The sequence below is a fragment of the Bradyrhizobium sp. Pa8 genome, assembly GCF_052588265.1.
In genome coordinates this window covers 8,858,583-8,875,506 of record NZ_CP176767.1, presented here as the reverse complement: position 1 = coordinate 8,875,506, position 16,924 = coordinate 8,858,583, and the positions used below count along the sequence as shown (strand labels likewise).

General features: G+C 62.1%; 13 protein-coding genes and 1 pseudogene. 11 read left to right on the top strand and 3 right to left on the bottom strand.

Annotated features, from left to right (window positions below; genetic code table 11):
* Positions 1-82 precede the first annotated feature (82 nt).
* Both ACKWRH_RS42110 and ACKWRH_RS42105 read right to left on the bottom strand, forming a co-directional pair.
* Positions 83-5,239, bottom strand: a complete 5,157-nt coding sequence (locus ACKWRH_RS42110; protein WP_445218339.1) for a trifunctional serine/threonine-protein kinase/ATP-binding protein/sensor histidine kinase — start codon at positions 5,237-5,239, stop codon at positions 83-85.
* 442 nt (positions 5,240-5,681) lie between these two features.
* The gene (locus tag ACKWRH_RS42105; protein ID WP_445218338.1) at positions 5,682-6,131 is read right to left on the bottom strand and encodes a DUF417 family protein; all 450 of its coding nucleotides are present in this window, start codon (positions 6,129-6,131) and stop codon (positions 5,682-5,684) included.
* Positions 6,132-6,685: 554 nt separating this feature from the next.
* Here ACKWRH_RS42105 and ACKWRH_RS42100 point away from each other — a divergent pair.
* The 6 genes and pseudogenes from ACKWRH_RS42100 to ACKWRH_RS42075 form a co-directional block, all read left to right on the top strand.
* Positions 6,686-7,051: a response regulator transcription factor gene (locus ACKWRH_RS42100; protein ID WP_282519898.1), complete on the top strand. Its 366-nt coding sequence runs from the start codon at positions 6,686-6,688 to the stop codon at positions 7,049-7,051.
* Between the two features lie 212 nt (positions 7,052-7,263).
* Positions 7,264-7,707, top strand: coding sequence for a sigma-70 family RNA polymerase sigma factor (locus ACKWRH_RS42095; protein ID WP_223153778.1), 444 nt, complete (start codon positions 7,264-7,266; stop codon positions 7,705-7,707).
* A gap of 56 nt (positions 7,708-7,763) precedes the next feature.
* The gene (gene egtD, locus ACKWRH_RS42090; RefSeq protein ID WP_445218337.1) at positions 7,764-8,744 is read left to right on the top strand and encodes an L-histidine N(alpha)-methyltransferase; all 981 of its coding nucleotides are present in this window, start codon (positions 7,764-7,766) and stop codon (positions 8,742-8,744) included.
* A gap of 133 nt (positions 8,745-8,877) precedes the next feature.
* Positions 8,878-9,132 (top strand): hypothetical protein, encoded by a 255-nt coding sequence (locus ACKWRH_RS42085; protein WP_445218336.1) that lies wholly within the window; start codon positions 8,878-8,880, stop codon positions 9,130-9,132.
* 37 nt (positions 9,133-9,169) lie between these two features.
* Positions 9,170-9,856, top strand: coding sequence for a sensor histidine kinase (locus ACKWRH_RS42080; RefSeq protein WP_445218335.1), 687 nt, complete (start codon positions 9,170-9,172; stop codon positions 9,854-9,856).
* 19 nt (positions 9,857-9,875) lie between these two features.
* Positions 9,876-10,313: pseudogene (locus ACKWRH_RS42075) on the top strand (YkgB family protein); the annotation flags it as partial.
* On the opposite strand, the gene ACKWRH_RS42070 reads toward ACKWRH_RS42075, so the two are convergent.
* The gene (locus ACKWRH_RS42070) at positions 10,240-10,944 is read right to left on the bottom strand and encodes a TMEM175 family protein (RefSeq protein ID WP_445218334.1); all 705 of its coding nucleotides are present in this window, start codon (positions 10,942-10,944) and stop codon (positions 10,240-10,242) included. The pseudogene ACKWRH_RS42075 and the gene ACKWRH_RS42070 overlap by 74 nt on opposite strands.
* A 328-nt stretch (positions 10,945-11,272) precedes the next feature.
* Between ACKWRH_RS42070 and ACKWRH_RS42065 the strand changes: the two genes are divergently transcribed.
* From ACKWRH_RS42065 to ACKWRH_RS42045, 5 genes are all read left to right on the top strand, one after another.
* A complete protein-coding gene (locus ACKWRH_RS42065; protein WP_445218333.1) occupies positions 11,273-12,946 on the top strand; it encodes an ATP-binding protein in 1,674 nt (557 codons plus the stop codon).
* Positions 12,947-12,948: 2 nt separating this feature from the next.
* The gene (locus ACKWRH_RS42060) at positions 12,949-13,563 is read left to right on the top strand and encodes a response regulator transcription factor (RefSeq protein ID WP_445222574.1); all 615 of its coding nucleotides are present in this window, start codon (positions 12,949-12,951) and stop codon (positions 13,561-13,563) included.
* A 346-nt stretch (positions 13,564-13,909) separates the two neighbouring features.
* Positions 13,910-14,842 carry a helix-turn-helix transcriptional regulator gene (locus ACKWRH_RS42055; RefSeq protein WP_445218332.1) on the top strand — a complete coding sequence of 311 codons (933 nt, stop codon included), beginning with the start codon at positions 13,910-13,912 and terminating at the stop codon, positions 14,840-14,842.
* Positions 14,843-15,026: 184 nt separating this feature from the next.
* Entirely contained in the window at positions 15,027-15,896 is an 870-nt protein-coding gene (locus ACKWRH_RS42050; RefSeq protein ID WP_445222573.1) for an alpha/beta fold hydrolase, read from the top strand.
* 41 nt (positions 15,897-15,937) lie between these two features.
* A complete protein-coding gene (locus ACKWRH_RS42045; protein ID WP_445218331.1) occupies positions 15,938-16,912 on the top strand; it encodes a zinc-binding alcohol dehydrogenase family protein in 975 nt (324 codons plus the stop codon).
* Positions 16,913-16,924: the final 12 nt, after the last annotated feature.

The window sequence follows — 16,924 nt, the reverse complement described above, 5'->3', positions numbered from 1 at the left end:
GAACGTACTCCCAACGCCAATCCCCAACAATAGCCGGGATCGGCGCCATGGCATGAGCCGCATTCCGATTTCGGAGCGCGGCTCAACCAACCGCAAAGCCGTCATCGATTGGCACGGTGAACTGGAAGACGGCTCCGCGCGGTTCGTTTGCAGCCGCCCAGAGCCTGCCGCCATGCGCCACGATGATCGAGTGGCATATCGACAGTCCGACACCGAGGCCGCCCGACTTGGTGGTGTAGAAGGGCTCGAACAGCCGCGCTTGGCCCTCCGCCGACAAGCCTGGTCCCGAATCCGTGATCGATACGCGTATTCTCTCGGCATCTGCTCTCGCGGTCTGGATCAACAGCTCGCGCTTGCCCTCCGTTGTCTCGCTCATGGCCTCGATGGCGTTCAGGATCAGGTTGAGCGTGACCTGCTGCAGCTCGACGCGATCGCCGATGACCTTGGGCAGACGATCGGCGAATACCGTCTGGATCGCGACATCGTGCCGTGCCGCTTCGGCCTGCGTGAGTTCGATCACTTGGCCGATGACGCTGTTGATCGCCAGGGAATCCCGTTTGGGCGGTGATTTCTTGACGAGATCCCGGATTCGCTCGATGACCTCGCTGGAGCGGATGCCGTTCTCGATGGCCCGTGTCAGCGCCCTGCGCGTCTGCGCCAGTGCCGGCGGTTGGTGATCGAGCCAGCTCAAGGCCGCTTGCGCGCTGGCGATGACGGCGGTGTTCGGCTGATTGACCTCGTGGGCGATCGACGCTGTCAGCTGCCCCATCACCGCCACGCGGTTGGCGTGGGCCAGCTCCATCTGAGCCTCACGGTAACGCTGCTCGCGCTCCTGAAGCTCCCGGTACAGACGAGCGTTGTCGAGCGACGTCGCGGCCTCGGACGCGATAAATTTGAGAAGAGCGACCTTGGCGGGCGTAAACACACCCTTCGCAAGATTGTTCTCGAGATACAGCAGGGCGACCAGGCTCCCTTGCTTCGTGAGCGGAATGATCAGAACCGACCGGGCGCTCTCGAGCTGAATGTACGGGTCCCCTCTGAACGTTCCACTTTCCGCAGCATCGTCGAGAATAACGCTCCCTTGCGTGCGAGCCGCGTACAGGGCGAGCGACTCCGGCATTTCCGTCTGGGAGATTGGGCGATCGCACAGATCGACATTGATCGAAGCTCCCCGGGTCGTCGCCTCCGCTCGAATCCCCAGCGCCGAGTCTCGCTGCAGAATCAGCAATCCTCGTTCCGCACCGGCATGCTCGATGGTCGTGCGCATCAGAATGTCGATCAGCTTATCGAGGACGATCTCTCCGGACACGGCCTCCGAGACCTTCAGCGCTGCCACGAGGTCCAGATATTCGAGCGGCGCACCGATCGTGTCAGTTGCAGCGGCCACGGGTGCGTTCTCCGCAAGGTGCGGATACATGTCGTCGATCTGGCGTACCTTGCCATCGGCTCCCCACTGGGAATAGGCGTCGCGCGCATTCCGACGGTATATGTCGGCGAACGCGTCATACTCGCGAGCCGCATAGAAGTTCGCAGCCAGTTCGTAGGCGATACCCTCATCGGCAATGAGTCCGTTTGCGCGGGCCGAGCGAACTGCGCATTCGTAAAGGCGCATTGCATCGGAGTCGCGGCCCTCCAGCCGGGCGATTTCGGCACCCACCAGCGCCGCGCAATGCGCGAAATTGTCCGGACAATTCTCCGCCCAGGCCTGGAGTTGCCGATGATGCCCGGCAATCGTGTCAATGTGCCCCTGCTCGGCGGGGGGCGCTTCCGGAAGTGCAGCCAGAGAAAGCGCACTGTAGAAGTGATACGAAGCTGCCTCCGCCGGAGTGAGCGGCGTCCATCGCCGGCGCTGCAGCTTCGACAGGATGCCGACCGCCGTTGCGTAGTCGCCGGCAAGAAAGCGCGCCCTGAGCTTGAGGATCCAGTAGATGCACTCTGCCCGCCACAAATTCGGATTGGCGGCGAAGTGCTGTTCGATCCGAAGTTCGTTGAACTGCTCGTCGTCGAAGCAACCGAATGTCGGGGTCAACCCGCGGAGCGTCCGGAACAGCCCGCGTTGCGCGGCGATGATGTCCTCGATGAACCCGAACCTCATCTTCCGGACGAAGGCGAGGCCAGTCTCGGCCTCGCTCAGAATCTCGACGAGTGGATCGCCGGCCTGGAAGAGATTGCCATTCAGATTGCTGCAGCTGTAGGCCGCATAGGTAAGATCGCCGCTCCTGTGCGCGCTTTCGAAAGCGCGGCGAAGGAGATCGCGCGCGACCCTGAAGTGTCTGGTCCAAGGCACGACGTGTGCGCCGAATATCAGATAGGTCGCAGCCTGGAAGCGGCTTATTCCGCGCTGCTCGACCAATTCATAACCGAGCTCTCCGAAGCGAAAGCCGGATTTGTAGTCGCCGAATTGCAGGCCGGCCACCATTCCGAGCTGTACATAAGCAACGCACGACCCGTCGCTGTGGCCCCACTTGAGCCCAAGATTGACGGCCCTGCAGATCGTGAGGGAAAGCAGGTTCATATCCGTGAAGAGGGCGGGCGGCAGCAGCTTTGTCAGAACATCCATCGTTGCAAGGGAGGCTGGGTCGCTCATCAAGGGCAGCTTGACGAGGTCTTCGATGCTGCGCTCCCCAATGGCCGTCCAGATGAGATCGTACTCGCGGCGCGCCTGCGCTTCAGTCGGGTTGGGAGACCAGTGCACGCCCAGCTGCCGCAGGTATCCCAGGCCGATGTCGACGGCGCGGCTGGACTGACCGAGCGTTGTATAGACATCCATGCGCAGGCATGCGACGGCGGCCTGTTCGAGCGGATTGGTCGCGCGCGTCGCCAGTGCAGTCAGACGATCGTCCGCGACATCAGGTTTGCCGGTCAGGAACTCGCATGCGGCCCGATTGATTTCCAGTGCGAAGGCAAGCTCGTGCCGCCGCTCCCAGCAATCGGCGGTCAAGAGCTCGCTTCCGGTGGAGAGATAGGCAAGTGCCGAGCTATAGGCCGAGGATGCCTTGGCGCGCTGGCCGGCAATCAAGTTGAGCTCGGCGAGTTTCTCGCGCTCGCCCGGCGAGCCGACGAGGGACAGACCGCGGTTGAGCTGATTGACGATATCGAAGATCGCCAACTCGCGCTGCTCCGGTGGTGTGCGTGCCACCAGGAGCCGGCCGATTCGCAAGTGCGACGCAGGCCTCTCGGACTCCGGAATAAGTGCGTAGGCAGCTTCCTGGACCCGGTCGTGCACGAACCTGCAGTGCCGGTCCTGACGCTCGACCAGCTCGAGACGTTCCGCGTCGACGAGATCCAGATGGACCTGCTGTTCCGATGTGCCGAGCATCAATGACAGCGTTGCGATCTCGGCGCTGCTGCCGAGGCATGCAAGCGTCTGCAAAGCCGTCCGCGTTTCGTCCGGCAGGCGGCTCAGCTTGTGGACCATCAAGTCAACGACGTTTTCAGTATAGCCTTTGGCATGGATGCGCTCGAGGTCCCACTGCCATTGGCCTGCCGCATGATCGAAGGCCAGCAAGCCTTCTTCCGAGAGTGCGTGCAGGAACTGGATCAGGAAGAACGGATTGCCGCCGGTCTTCTCATGTATCAGTTGCGCCAATGGCGCGGCGCGGGCCGGCTCGGAGCGAAGCGCGTCCAGGATGAAATGCTCGACGTCGGCGTGAGTGAGGGGTGCCAGGCTGAGCGTCCGGACGAGCGCGCCCGAATCGTGAATTGCGGCGAGCTTGCGCCTCAGCGGGTGGTTGGCATCGATCTCGTTGCTGCGATAAGCGCCGATCAGCAGGAGTTGTTGCAGGTCCGATCGGGTCAGCAGTTCCTCGAGCAGGTCGAGCGTCGCAGCATCCAGCCACTGCAGATCGTCGAGGAAGAGCACAAGCGGCCGGTCCGGTTGCGCGAAGACGCCGATGAAGCGCTGCAGGACGAGTTGAAATCGTCGCAGGGCGTCTTGCGGTGAAGCATCCGGCACCGGCGGTTGATCGCCGATGACCAGTTTCAATTCGGGAACCAGATCGACCATGAGCTGGCCGTTGGGCGTCAATGCTTCGCAGATCGCGTCGCGCCACGATGCGAGCTCGGCGTCATTCTTGGCGAGGAGGCGACGGACGATGTTTTGAAAGGCCTGCGCGAGCGTCGCATAAGGGATGTCGCGCTTGTACTGATCGAACTTGCCCGAGGCGAAAAGGCCACCGAGCGGGACCAGGGCTCTGTGCAATTCGTGCACTACGGCGGACTTGCCGATACCGGCATAGCCCGAGATCAAGACAAGCTCTGGCTTTCCGCTCCGCGCGACGCGGTCGAACGCGGCGAGCAAGGCCTCGATCTCATGTTCCCTGCCGTAGAGCCGCTCGGGAATGAGGAGGCGGTCCGGTTGGTCCGCCTCGCCGGGCGCAAAGCCATCAATCCGGCCTTGCGCCAGCCATTCGGCAAGGCAGTGCTCGAGGTCGTTCTTGAGGCCGGCGGCGGTCTGGTAGCGATCCTCGGCCGTCTTGGCGAGAAGCTTCATGATGATCGCCGACACGGCGCGAGGCACGCCATCGACCCGTTCGGCTGGCGGAATGGCTCGTCTCGCGATGTGGCTGTGCACCCATTCCATCGGATTGGCCGCGGTGAACGGCAGCGCGCCCGTGAGCATCCGGTAGAACGTCACGCCGAGTGCGTACAGATCGCTACGGGAATCGACGGACCGGTTCATGCGGCCGGTCTGCTCCGGTGCCATATAGGCCAGCGTGCCCGCGATGGTCTCCGGTGGTTCGAGCTGCTGTCTCTCGCGCGGCAGGCGAGAGGCGAGGCCGAATCCGGTGATCCTGATCGCGCCCGTTGCGTCGACCAGGATGTTCGCCGGTTTCAGATCCTTGTGGATCAGGCTACGATTGTGGAGCTGGGCGATCGTCCCGGCAATGGCGAGGGCCAATCGCAAAAAATGGTCCAGCTTCATCGGCGAGCCGAGCAGCCGCTCGAGCGGCTCGCCGCCGGGGTCTTCCAGTATCAGCAAGGCATGGTCGCCATCGCGGATCAGCTCCAGCGGCCGTACGGCCCAGGCTCGATCGAGCTCGTCGCGCAAGGCGTATTCGTGAGCGAACCGGTCGTGGACCGCGGGCGGATGTTCCGTCGCCGCTCTTACGGTCAAGACACGGTTGACGTTGCCATCGGCGCCGCGGCGCCATTCGCGGTAAAAGACGCGTTCGCCGTCGTCCCACAGGAGCTCGAGACCGGCATCTCGGTTCGTGGGGATCGGCGAGGACACATTCATCTGCCGGACTCCGGAACTGACCAGCCGCCCCGTGGAGAAGGCGCGGCAACCGTTCAATCGCCCCCTCATCAGCCTATTCCCCGAAAAGGTCCCCCACAACAGCACTCATCAGAACGAACCCGCCGGCTTCACGCTGCTCGCTCCTCTGGCCTCCAATATTCGAAGAGGCCGCGCCAAAGGTTACAGGCAGATTTGATTTTGATCGGGAACTCCAAGTGTCGGGAACTCTCTCGTGAGCTCTTGATTTCCTTGGCTTGAGCGGGGGGACTTGCGGGAGTCTTCGAGAGGCCGTTCAGCGTGGACAGCGTCAAGGTCTATAAGCCCGTCGCCGCAAACCCACGTTCACGCAGATCATCGGCAACGACCTCGCCGATGTCGCCGAACAGCTCATCGCCCGTCACAGGGGACGACGCCGACCTTGCTCTTCCAGTGCCAACCGGCGCTATTGCATCGCTTCCTTTCGAACAATCCCGTTCTGAACCAGCGACACGTCGGCTGCTGCCCGGAGAAGGTCCCGCTTGAGCAGATAGACGGAAGCCGCAAGCAGTACGACATCCTTCATGAGGAAGAGGAATGGCAACGTGGCCGCAGGAAAGCCGCCGGCCGGCGCGGCCCAGGCATCGGGGAAGAACGGAATGATCGTCACGGTGGCGACATAGGTCGCGCATGAACCCAGCGATCCCAGGACCGCCAGTCTTCTGCTCCAGAAGCCGAGCAGAAGAAGCAATCCAAACAGCAATTCCGCCGAACCCAGGAAGTAGGCCGCGCCGCGCACGCCAAACACCGGATACAGCCAGAAGATCAGCGGACCATTGCTGATGAACGGGATCAACGCGTGCGCTTCGTAGTCGAACCATTTCTGGCAGCTGAAGACGAAGAAGACGATGATCATCGCCACCCGCGTGGCATGGTAGTCAAAATCGCCTCTGACCAGATCGAGCTCGGACAGCTTCTTTATGAGATGGTCCATCTGATGTCCTCTCATCCTCGAGGTCGCGGATTGGCGCCAAGGGCGGCGTCGACGTCTGTCGTGACTTGAACGGTAGCCAAGCTCCGAAGGACGCGCTGTGCGCGGCTTATCGTGTATTTCTCAAACTTGCGCTGTTCGGCCGCAGGCGACCGGGATCGGCGTGGCCTGACATCGCGTCGCCCTGGGTGGCTCGCCCTTCGCGCCGCAAACCCATACCAAAGTATGGGTCTGTGCATCACAATCGCGAGATTGTAGGGGGCAGCCGCCGAACGCATGCTCGAGCCCAACATGCGCAACCGATCATGGCGCAGCTACTGGATTTTCCTCAGTTGGGGAGACCGAACATGTGCCTCTCGCGAACAAGCATCGAACGTCACGACAGCAGCCACCTGGTCAACTTGGGAGCGGCTTGCGCTTCAATCGCCCCTGTTGCGATCGCGTTTCGATGATCATCGCGTCTTGCGAGGGTAAGTCAGGTGAAGGTCCCTTTCGTAGGAGTCGTCGATGACGACGAGGCCCTGTGCCTGTCTTTGGTGGATCTGATGCGATCGATCGGCTACCGCTCCGAGCCGTTTGACAGGGCCGAAGCGCTGCTGAGCTACGCCGGCCGGTTCAGCTTCGACTGCATCATTGCCGACGTTCACATGCCTGGAATGGGCGGGCTGAACCTCGTTCGCGAGCTCCAGCAGCAGAAGGTCGGAGCGCCGGTGATTCTCATTACCGCGCTTCCTCACAGGCAGTTGGACGCCGAAGCGGCCTCGATCGGCGCTTTCTGCCTTCTCAGAAAGCCGTTCGAAACGAGCGCGCTGCTTGAGTGTCTCGACAGGAGCCTTCGAAGATGAAAGCGCTCTCGGGTGACGACATCACGTCCTCTATCGCGACGCAATCGCCTGGCGGCGACGAGCCCGCCCGTGCCCGCCCCCGCGGGAATACGGATTCGTCGCGACATGATCGCCGGAAGACGGCCCGTTGGGAGAGATGGAACGATTGTTCGGAGCGATGGGGCCGGCTCTTGCTTGCGGCGCGAGCAGGGGATGGAGACGCATATGAGCGATTGCTGCGGGAGCTGGATCTGTGGCTTCGAGCCTACTACGCGCGCCGGCTTCCCTATCCCGCCGCGGACGATGCGAGGCAGGAGGTGCTGCTGGCCATTCACGCGAAACGCCACACGTTTGCGGCCTCGAAGCCCTTCGGCGCCTGGGTTACGGCGATTGCCCGCTACAAATGGGTCGATCGCGTGCGCGATGCGTCTCGCTACAGCGCGCTCGCGCTCGACGAAGACATCGCAATCGAGGATCACGAAGGTGCCGCGATCAGCGCCGCTGCGCTGGACCAGCTGCTTGGCCGGTTGAAGCCTGCCCAGGAGAGCGTGATCCGCCTCGTGAAGCTCAACGGTCTGAGCATCGCGCGAGCGGCCGGTGCGACCGGACAGTCGGCGGCTCTGGTCAAGATCAATATCCATCGCGGCCTGAAGAAATTGTCGACATTGGTCTCCTGACGTCATTGCGGCCGCCGGCCGGGCCGACCGAGACGTCGTGCGAAGGAAAGCCGAAATTGCTTCAACTCCAGAACGAAATGCGATCTACGGTGGCCGACCTGACGGCGGCGTTCCGCTATGACATCATGGAAGGGCTGAGCCTCGCGCCAAAGGCAATTCCGGCAAGATGGCTTTATGACCGCCGCGGATCGGCTCTGTTTGAAGCCATCACGCTGCTGCCCGAATACTACCCGACACGAACCGAGCGATCGATCCTTGCCTCCGCAGTATCGGAAATCGCCGCGCTCGCGGGGCCGGGCCGCGCGGTCATAGAATTCGGCTCAGGCTCGTCGGCAAAGACGCGACTGTTGCTGGCAGAGACGGAGCCTTCTGCCTATGTGCCGATCGACATCTCGGGCGAGTTCCTCCGGGAGGTTGCGGCAGGCTTGTCGCATGCATTCCCGGGACTGCCGATCTATCCAACCGAGGCCGATTTCACCTATCCCTTTGCACTTCCGGAAGAGATTGCCTCGACTGCGCGCCTTGGCTTCTTTCCGGGGTCGACGATCGGAAACCTGACCGTGCCTGCGGCGGTCGACCTGTTGCGGGCCATGGCGGCGACCCTGGGTGTGGGATCGATGCTGCTGATCGGCATCGACCGCATCAAGGATCAGGACGTTCTCCTGCCGGCTTATGACGACACGCAAGGGCTGACGGCCGCATTCAATCTCAACCTCTTGCATCGGATCAACCGCGAGCTGGGCGGCTCGATTCCGCTGGGCGCGTTTCGCCATTTGGCGCGCTGGAATGATGCGGAGGCGCGTATCGAGATGCATCTGGAAGCCACGCGCGACGTCCGCTTCGAGGTCGACGGTCGCGTCTTCTCGTTGTCGAAGGGCGAGACCATCCACACGGAGAACAGCCTCAAATACGGGCGGAGGGATGCCTTCGTCCTACTGCAGGCCGGCGGATGGAATCCCGTCGCCGACTGGACCGACGACAGGGGGCTCTTCTCGGTCATTCTCGCGGAGCAAAGGCCCGCGCCGGCGGCGCCCTAGGCTGCATCGCGGCGCAAACGGAATCATTTCAACAATATCGCCTCAATCGGCGCAATCCACGAACAGCGAGGCCCGTACATATGCTGCATGATGTTCGCGTCATCACGGCAATCAACTGCGTTGAGGCGCGACCATGCAACTCCGTTCATCCCTCATCCTGAGCTTCGCCGCCATTCCTCTAACCGCCCTGGCAGATCCACTGCCGGCGCCGTCGCCGAAAGCGCCGAGCCCGGCCGAGAGCGTCCAGGTGCAGCCGCGCGGCAATGAATTCATGCCGAATTCACTCGCCGAGGATGCGTTGCAGAAGCGCATTACCGATTTCAACCGGAAACAGGAAGGTCTGGACGCGGATCTCGACAAGAAGCTGAAAATCTGCCGCGGATGTTGATCGAAATCCGGTTCAGCAAACAGCGATAGGTCTGCACATGAGGCACACTGTCACCGGTTCGTTCCACGACGACGGGAGCGGGTGCGCGCACTTTGAGCGGATCGCCCCGATCCGGGATGACGAGCTCGAGCTCGTCGTCAGGGAATTGCAGCATCGCATGCGCAATATCCTCAGCATCGTTGTGTGCTTCGTGAACAACACCGATGCGAATACGACCGCCGATTTTCGCGAGGCGCTCTCGGCACGGATCGCGACCCTGTCCGATGCTTACAGGATGATCGAATCCGCGGGAGAGCAGCGGGTGTCTCTCGCGGCGATGCTGGAGCGAACGCTCAAGCCGCACGCGATGTTTCACAGGGGCCGCATTCTGCTCGCGGGGCCGGACCTCACGCTGGAGCCGCACATCGCCTTGGCGCTGCACGTCATCATTCACGAGCTGGCTACCAACGCGAGCAAGTACGGCGCGCTGACATCGACGGCAGGAGCCGTCGAGGTGATCTGGGAGAGTCCGTCCTGTCTCGGCGGACAAGGTCTTGCGATCCAGTGGCGCGAACGCGGCGGACCGATAGTGACCAAGCCAGAACGGAAAGGCTTTGGCACGCAACTGATCGCAAGGGCCCTGCCGGGCGCGCAGGTCGATCTCGACTTCGCACCCGACGGTCTTGTCTGCCGGCTTCTGATCGATCTCGGTCAGACGCTGACCACGCAAGGGCCTGTCAGTTAGGATCAGGAGGATCGACACCATGAGCACATTAGCGAGAGCCCCGCGCACATCGTTCGCAAGCAGGCTGCCGATATCGGGGCTGCTTGCGGGAGACCTGGATTACCACATCGTCCGGGCGTCGATGGTGATCCTGTTCTTCTTCTTCGGCTACCAGAAATGGTGGGCGTACGAGGCGGATCGCCTGGAGCCCTTCATCAGCAACGGTCCCCTGATCTGGTGGCTCTACCCCGCTTTCGGCTATCAGGGTGCCAGTTGGTTCCTCGGCGTCGCCGAATGGACCTTTGGTGCTCTGATATTCGCGGGCTTCTGGAGCAAGCGCCTCGGCGTTCTGGGCGCCCTTGGATCTACCGGTACCTTCATCGCAACAGTCACGATCATTCCATTTATGCCGGACGGTTGGGACGCTGCTGCGGGTGGCTTTCCGGCGATGACGGGCAACGTTCCGTTCCTGATGAAGGATGTCGTGCTGCTTGCGGTCTCGTTGTATCTTCTGAAGCAGGATACGGCGCGTGTCCTGCGACTTGAGGCTTGAGATACACTGCAAGGCAGATGCAGATCATGGCCAGCGCGACCATGGGATGGTGCAAAGAGACGGCCGCTGCGGCGAGGAAGCCGAGCAGGGTGGTTAGGGATCGCATGCGCATCATCATGCGCGCCTGGCCCGGGATCGCCTCGATCGCCGGCCGGTCGACGGCTTCCCAGCACAGCAAGAGATAGGTCGCGTTCACCAGCGCGAATACGCCGGCATAGACGGTGACCGGCAGCGGCGCCAGCCTTGAGCTCGCGATCCAGGCTGTCGAGAACGGCAGCAGCGATACGGAAAACAGATGAGCGAAGTTTCCCCAGATCAATCGGGGCGTCGCCGCGCTTGCGTAGTGCAGAAGATGGTGATGGTTCACCCAGACGATGGCGATGAAGAGATAGCTGACTGCGTAGCCGATGACGGTCGGCCAGAGCTCGAATAGAGCATCGAGGCTCGGAGCGTGCGGCGGGCGCAGGTCCAGGGCAAGAATTGTAATAACGACTGCAAAAACGGCATCCGAGAGGGCATTCAGGCGTTCTGTGTTCGGACAGTCCGATGTCATCATTCCTGTTTCCTTGCCGATGCAGGCCTGCGCGGCAGTGTCTCGACGCCCCGATTGGGCCTGAACAGCAAGCGGCTCATGCCGGCGACCAGCGGGGCGCAATGCCGCTGCTCCGCACTTTCGTAGACATTCGGAGCAGCCGTCGCATCGGTTACACCTGCTTCTAAAAAAAATCGCAGCGAGGTGCATGGCGTGGGCTCGCGAACCGCGGCTCTCGCAACCAAACTTGGCAACGTTCGCAAGTCCCGTTACATGTTGCGGCGTACTGAACGCGCTCTCGTCCCACCCCTCGATACGCAAGCGGCGGGGTGATGCGTCGAGACGTCTGGAAATGATTGTCACGACGAGACATCTCGGTATGAGGCTTGATAACGAGACGCACGAATTGGATCTGGTCGCAAAGGCGTTTCAGATTATCTCGAGAGAGATCAGCTATCAGGGATTGGCCAAGGCTCTCCTCATGGAGGCGCTGAGCTACTCCGGGGCCAGTCGGGGAGCGATCCTGCTCAGCGGGCAAAGAGAGTTGCTTGCCAAGGCCGATGCGAGCTTCCCGCGCGAGAGGGCGAACTTCCTTGCCTCCTTCCCGCCGCACGCCGAATTCCGCTTGCCGAGCGACCTTGCCGAACAGGTGCTCGATCGAAAGCAAACGGTCGTGAGGCAAGCTGGCGCGGAGAGCTCCGCACTGATCGATCCCGCGAACCCGCCGTCTGGAAAGATAGCCCAGCTGTGCCTGCCGTTGATCCACCAGCACTGGGCGATTGGCGTTCTCTATCTCGAAGCGGATGGAGATGCGGATATCTTCACGCCGCGATGCGTCTGGGTGACATCCATGCTGGCCAACCAGGCCGCCGTCTCATTCGAATCCGTTCGCCTGTTCGAGGCGCTGCGCGAGACCAATATGTGGATGGTCAGAGGTCAGCAGATCGGCGGGATGGGCAGCTATCGCTGGAACACGCGGACCCTGCTCTCCCGCGGATCGCGCGAATGTTACCGCATTCTGGATATCGACCTGGACGTAAACCCCGTGCCCTTCGAGGTGTTCAGGAGCCGGGTCCACCCCGAGGATTACCCTGCGCTGGAGCAGGCCCTCACCGAAGCGATCAGCACGAAGTCGCCCTTCACCCACGAGTACCGCGTGGTCCATCGGGACGGCAAGATGTTGCATGTCGTGGCCGTCGGGCAGTTCGATGAGGGGCCCACGGGAGACCTCGAGCTGGAAGGCATCATCACGGACGTCTCGCAACGGAAGGCGGCGGAGCAGGCTCTCGCCGACGCACGAAACGAGCTTGCGCGGGCGACGGGGCTGACGTCCCTTGGTGAACTCGCCGGCTCGATCATTCACGAGATCGATCAGCCGCTGACGGGCATGATCATGAGCGCGGAAGCTTGCCTCCGGTGGCTCGCCCGGGATCCCGTTCATGCCGCGGAGGCCCGGAAATCGGTCGCGCGCATCATCAGGCAGGCACGTCGAGCCGCGGAGGTTGTGACCGGGGTCCGCTCTCTCGTGCGGGGCACGCAGGTCCATTTTGCCGAGTTCGATATCAACGATGCGGTTGCGGAGGTTCTGCTTCTGTCGAAAAGGGAAATCGAGCGAGCCGGGGTCGTCGTCCGTACCGACTTCGATCGATCATCGCCCCGTGTCGAAGCAGACCGTGTTCAGGTCCAGCAGGTCGCCCTCAACCTCGTGCGCAACGCGATCGAGGCCATGGCCGGGGTCGAGGAGAGGAACCGCATTTTGGCGCTCTCTTCGGGGGTCGCCGATGGTATGATTTCCGTGGCAATCGCGGATACGGGGGGCGGCATCAGCCCGGCCGATAGAGAGCGGGTCTTCGAGACGCTCTATACGACGAAGGGAGCGGGACTCGGTCTGGGACTGTCGATCTGCCGCAAGATAGTGAAACTCCACGGAGGACAGCTATGGGTGGAAGAAAACGGGAGGTGCGGAGCGAAGTTCACCTTCGCTCTCCCGCTTCGCCAGGCGGCTCAGACGTCGGAAAGCCGGTAGACATGCCTCCTTCCGGCGTTGTTCATATCGTCGACGATGACCGCGCGGTTCGCGAGTCCCTTGGCGACCTGCTCGAGTCCCTGCACTACAAAGTCGCCTTGTACGGATCTGCCTCGGATTTCCTGAAGGTCGAACTGTCGGACGCCCCTGCGTGTCTGGTGCTCGATGTCAGATTGCCCGGCACGAGCGGCTTGGAGCTGCAGGAGTACCTGACAAAAATCAATGTCGGAATCCCGGTGATCCTGATGACCGCCTTTGGCGACATTCCCATGTCGGTAAGAGGCATGAAGCTGGGGGCGGTCGATTTTCTCACCAAGCCGATACGGGATCAGGATCTTCTCGATGCGATCACTGCCGCGATCCGAAAGGACATCGATCGGCGCGACGACAGCGCGCACCTGTCGCAGTTGCAGGAGAAGTTTGCACTCCTGACCACGCGCGAGCGGCAGGTGATGACGCTGGTGGCATCCGGTCTGATGAACAAGCAGGTTGCCAGCGAGCTCTCGATCAGCGAAGCGACAGTCAAGATGCATCGTGGCAGCGTGATGCGGAAGCTGGGGGCAAAAACCGCGGCGATGCTCGTTCGAATGGCTGAAGCGCTCCAACTCCAGGGCTGAAGCTTCGCCTCCGGGACTGGCATCTCGTGCTGAATCATCTCGGCGCCGTCGCTGCACGCGACCCATACCTAAGTATGGGCCGGAACAGCACAAGCGTGAGATTGCCCGCCAGCACGATGAAAAGCATGTTGCCCCTGTGCGGTGCTGTCAGCCGGCGTTGGCAGCGCGCCTTGACCGGAGAGGTAACGCCACGTGCAGCTTGCGGCTTCAACGCCCGTATCCAGGCGATCAGGGCATCTCCTCCGTGCAGAAATTCGTTGACGATTGGACGCGGCCATCCGGAGCACAGAACAGGGCGACGACGATGGGGACGTACGTATCAAATTCGAGCGAGAGCGTGCCGCGGATGGCGGTCTCCGCTTCGCCAATCCGGCCGGTGGATGAGACGCAGTCTTCCAGGCCGTCCGACGCGGCGCTTCATCCGACGGTCAGCATCACGCCTTCCGAGCCGGTGAAGCGCCTTGGGATCGGCTGGCGTTGGTGGTTTTCGGAGAGCGTTCACCTCCCGGTCGGCAACAGGATTGAATTTCGCTTTCAGGGATCGAGACATCTCCTGGCGTTGTACAACGAGGGAGCACGGAAAAGCGGTGAGACCTCCATCGATGGCCTCTGCTCGTCGAAGCTGCGAGGTTCTGAGCACAGGCTGACCTTTGTCCCGGCGGGACGCGCTTATCGGGAATGGCATGAGGCCGCCTCGTCCGCGCAGGTGACCTTCCTCTACTTCGATCCCGCCGCGCTTCATAAGTCCGACGACGGCGCAGCCGGGCTCGCGCCAAGAATATATTTCGAGGATCCGCTGGTCTGGGAGACCGCCTCCAAATTGAAGAAGGCGATCGAGAGCGCGGAGACGAATTGCGCGCCCTACCTCGAGGCGCTTTGTGGTGTGCTCGCCCACGAGCTTTCCAGGTCCGATCACGATGTTGTTCGCGAACCGGCAGCGGTCAGTCGTGGCGGTCTCGCAGGTTGGCAGAAGCGTGTCGTGGTCGAGTACGTCGAGGGGCATCTGGGAGAACAGGTCTGCCTCCTCAAGCTCGCCGAACTCGCCAGGCTCAGCGTTCACCACTTCTGCCGTGCTTTCAAGAAGTCGTTCGGAATCCCGGCCTACCAGTATCAAGTGCAGCGACGCATGGAGTTCGCCAAGCTGCGGCTGGCGGATCGCGCGGTATCGATTACGGATATCGCACTCGGCCTGGGCTATGCGCAAACGAGCTCCTTCAGCTCCGCCTTTCGCAAAGCGACGGGTTGGACCCCTACGGACTATCGCAGGGAGTTCGAATGAGTAGATCCGAGGGGCGATAGATCGGGCAGTGGAGGCGACAGGCAGTCTCGTCCGGGCAGAAATCCCCGAAGAGTCTGTAACCGGATCGTCCCGAGCCACGAAATATCCAGGTGAGACCGCCTCGGATCGGCTGCCAACGGATCATCGATTTCACCGGGCGCAACAGGTGCCGGAGGGACCGCAGATGACGAACATTCGATACCGCAAGGCGGACGTGGACGGATTGAACGTATTTTATCGGGAGGCTGGCCGGGCTGACGCGCCCGCCTTGCTGCTGCTGCACGGATTTCCGACCGCCGGCCACATGTTCCGAGAGTTGATCCCGGCGCTCTCGGATCGCTTCCGACTGGTGGCGCCGGATTTGCCCGGGTTCGGCCAGTCCGACATGCCGGCTCGCGAGAGCTTTGCCTATACGTTCGCCGCGTTGGCGCAGGTGATCGAACGGTTCACGGAAGTCATAGGACTCGCCCGTTTCTCGCTCTACGTCTTCGACTATGGCGCGCCGACGGGCTTTCGGATGGCTCTTCGACATCCCGAACGCATCGTTTCCATCATCTCGCAGAATGGCAATGCCTATGAGGAGGGATTGAGCGAAGGCTGGAGCCCGATCCGGGCTTACTGGCAAGATGCATCGCAAGCGAATCGGGTGGTGCTGCGATCATTCCTTTCGCCGGAGACGACGGCCTGGCAATACACCCACGGGGTGCCTGACGCCTCCCTGATCTCCCCCGACGGATTCACGCTGGACAACCATTATCTCGCGCGCCCTGGGGCGGACGAGATCCAGCTCGATCTTTTCGGCGACTACAGGACCAACGTCGCCATGTATCCGGAATTCCAGGCCTACTTCCGCAAGCACAAGCCGCCCTTCCTGGCGGTCTGGGGCAAGAACGATCCCTTCTTCCTGCCGGCGGGCGCGAAGGCGTTTCAGCGCGACATGCCGGGCGCGGAAGTGCGCTTCTTCGACACGGGGCACTTTGCGCTCGAGACTCATGCGCGGGAAATCGCAGCGGCGATCGGTGATTTTCTTGCCCGGCCGAATTCAAATGGGTAACCGCCGCCTCCCTCGCCGCGAGAAACGTCAGGAGAGCCATCATGCGCGCCATCGTTCTTGAAAAATTCGGTGGGTTGGATAGCCTCGTCTATCGGGACGTTCCGGAGCCGGAGCCGCAGCTCGGTCATGCCGTCATCGAGGTCAAGGGATTCGGCATCAACCATGCGGAAATGCACATGCGCCGGGGCGAATGGGCCGAAGCGGCGCCGATCAGCGGCATCGAATGCGTCGGTCTCGTGAAGTCGTGTCCGGGCGGAGAATTTCCGGTGGGCGCCAAGGTGGCCGCATTGATGGGCGGTCTCGGCCGAACCATCAACGGCAGCTACGCCGAATACACGCGTGCGCCGGTCTCGAACGTCGCATTGATCGATGCGGACTTGCCATGGGCCGAGCTCGCCGCGATCCCCGAAACCTTCGCGACGGCATGGACCTGTCTCTTTCGAAATCTCGATCTCGAGAAAGATCAGGTTCTCGTCATTCGTGGAGCGACGTCCTCGTTCGGTCAGGCCGCACTCAAGCTCGCGGTCAATGCCGGCGCGCGGGTCATCGCGACGACGCGCAGCCGGGAACGCTTTGCCATGCTGGAGCAGCTCGGAGCCGCGCGCTGCGAGATTGAACGGCGCGATCTCTCGAAGCATCTGCCCGAGGCGAAGCAGGTCGACGCAGTCCTGGACCTCGTCGGCAACAGCGTCGTGCTCGACTCCCTTGCCATGCTTCGCCGGGGCGGCCGCTCCTGTCTCGCCGGCTGGCTCGGTGGGCTTGATCCGATTCCGGATTTCAACCCGCTGCTGCAGATGCCGAGCGGCGTCTATCTGACCTTCTTCGGCAGCTTCGTGTTCGGCACGCCCGGGTTTTCGCTCTCCGACGTGCCGCTGGGGGAAATCGCCGCCGACGCCGCGGCCGGCCGGCTGGACGTCAAGCCGGCGCGAATCTTTCGCTTCGACGAGATTCGCGAGGCGCATCGCGTCATGGAGGCGAACGAGGCCGTCGGAAAGATGGTCGTCGTTCGCGACTGATATTTACAAGCT

What these genes read in the sequence shown, in the direction of transcription:
- ACKWRH_RS42110 (WP_445218339.1), bottom strand. Translation starts at nt 5,239, where the DNA reads ATGAATGTGTCCTCGCCGATCCCCACGAACCGAGATGCCGGTCTCGAG.
- ACKWRH_RS42105 (WP_445218338.1), bottom strand. Translation starts at nt 6,131, where the DNA reads ATGATCATCGTCTTCTTCGTCTTCAGCTGCCAGAAATGGTTCGACTAC.
- ACKWRH_RS42085 (WP_445218336.1), top strand. Translation starts at nt 8,878, where the DNA reads ATGCAACTCCGTTCATCCCTCATCCTGAGCTTCGCCGCCATTCCTCTA.
- ACKWRH_RS42080 (WP_445218335.1), top strand. Translation starts at nt 9,170, where the DNA reads ATGAGGCACACTGTCACCGGTTCGTTCCACGACGACGGGAGCGGGTGC.
- ACKWRH_RS42070 (WP_445218334.1), bottom strand. Translation starts at nt 10,944, where the DNA reads ATGATGACATCGGACTGTCCGAACACAGAACGCCTGAATGCCCTCTCG.
- ACKWRH_RS42065 (WP_445218333.1), top strand. Translation starts at nt 11,273, where the DNA reads ATGATTGTCACGACGAGACATCTCGGTATGAGGCTTGATAACGAGACG.
- ACKWRH_RS42060 (WP_445222574.1), top strand. Translation starts at nt 12,949, where the DNA reads ATGCCTCCTTCCGGCGTTGTTCATATCGTCGACGATGACCGCGCGGTT.
- ACKWRH_RS42055 (WP_445218332.1), top strand. Translation starts at nt 13,910, where the DNA reads ATGGCGGTCTCCGCTTCGCCAATCCGGCCGGTGGATGAGACGCAGTCT.
- ACKWRH_RS42050 (WP_445222573.1), top strand. Translation starts at nt 15,027, where the DNA reads ATGACGAACATTCGATACCGCAAGGCGGACGTGGACGGATTGAACGTA.
- ACKWRH_RS42045 (WP_445218331.1), top strand. Translation starts at nt 15,938, where the DNA reads ATGCGCGCCATCGTTCTTGAAAAATTCGGTGGGTTGGATAGCCTCGTC.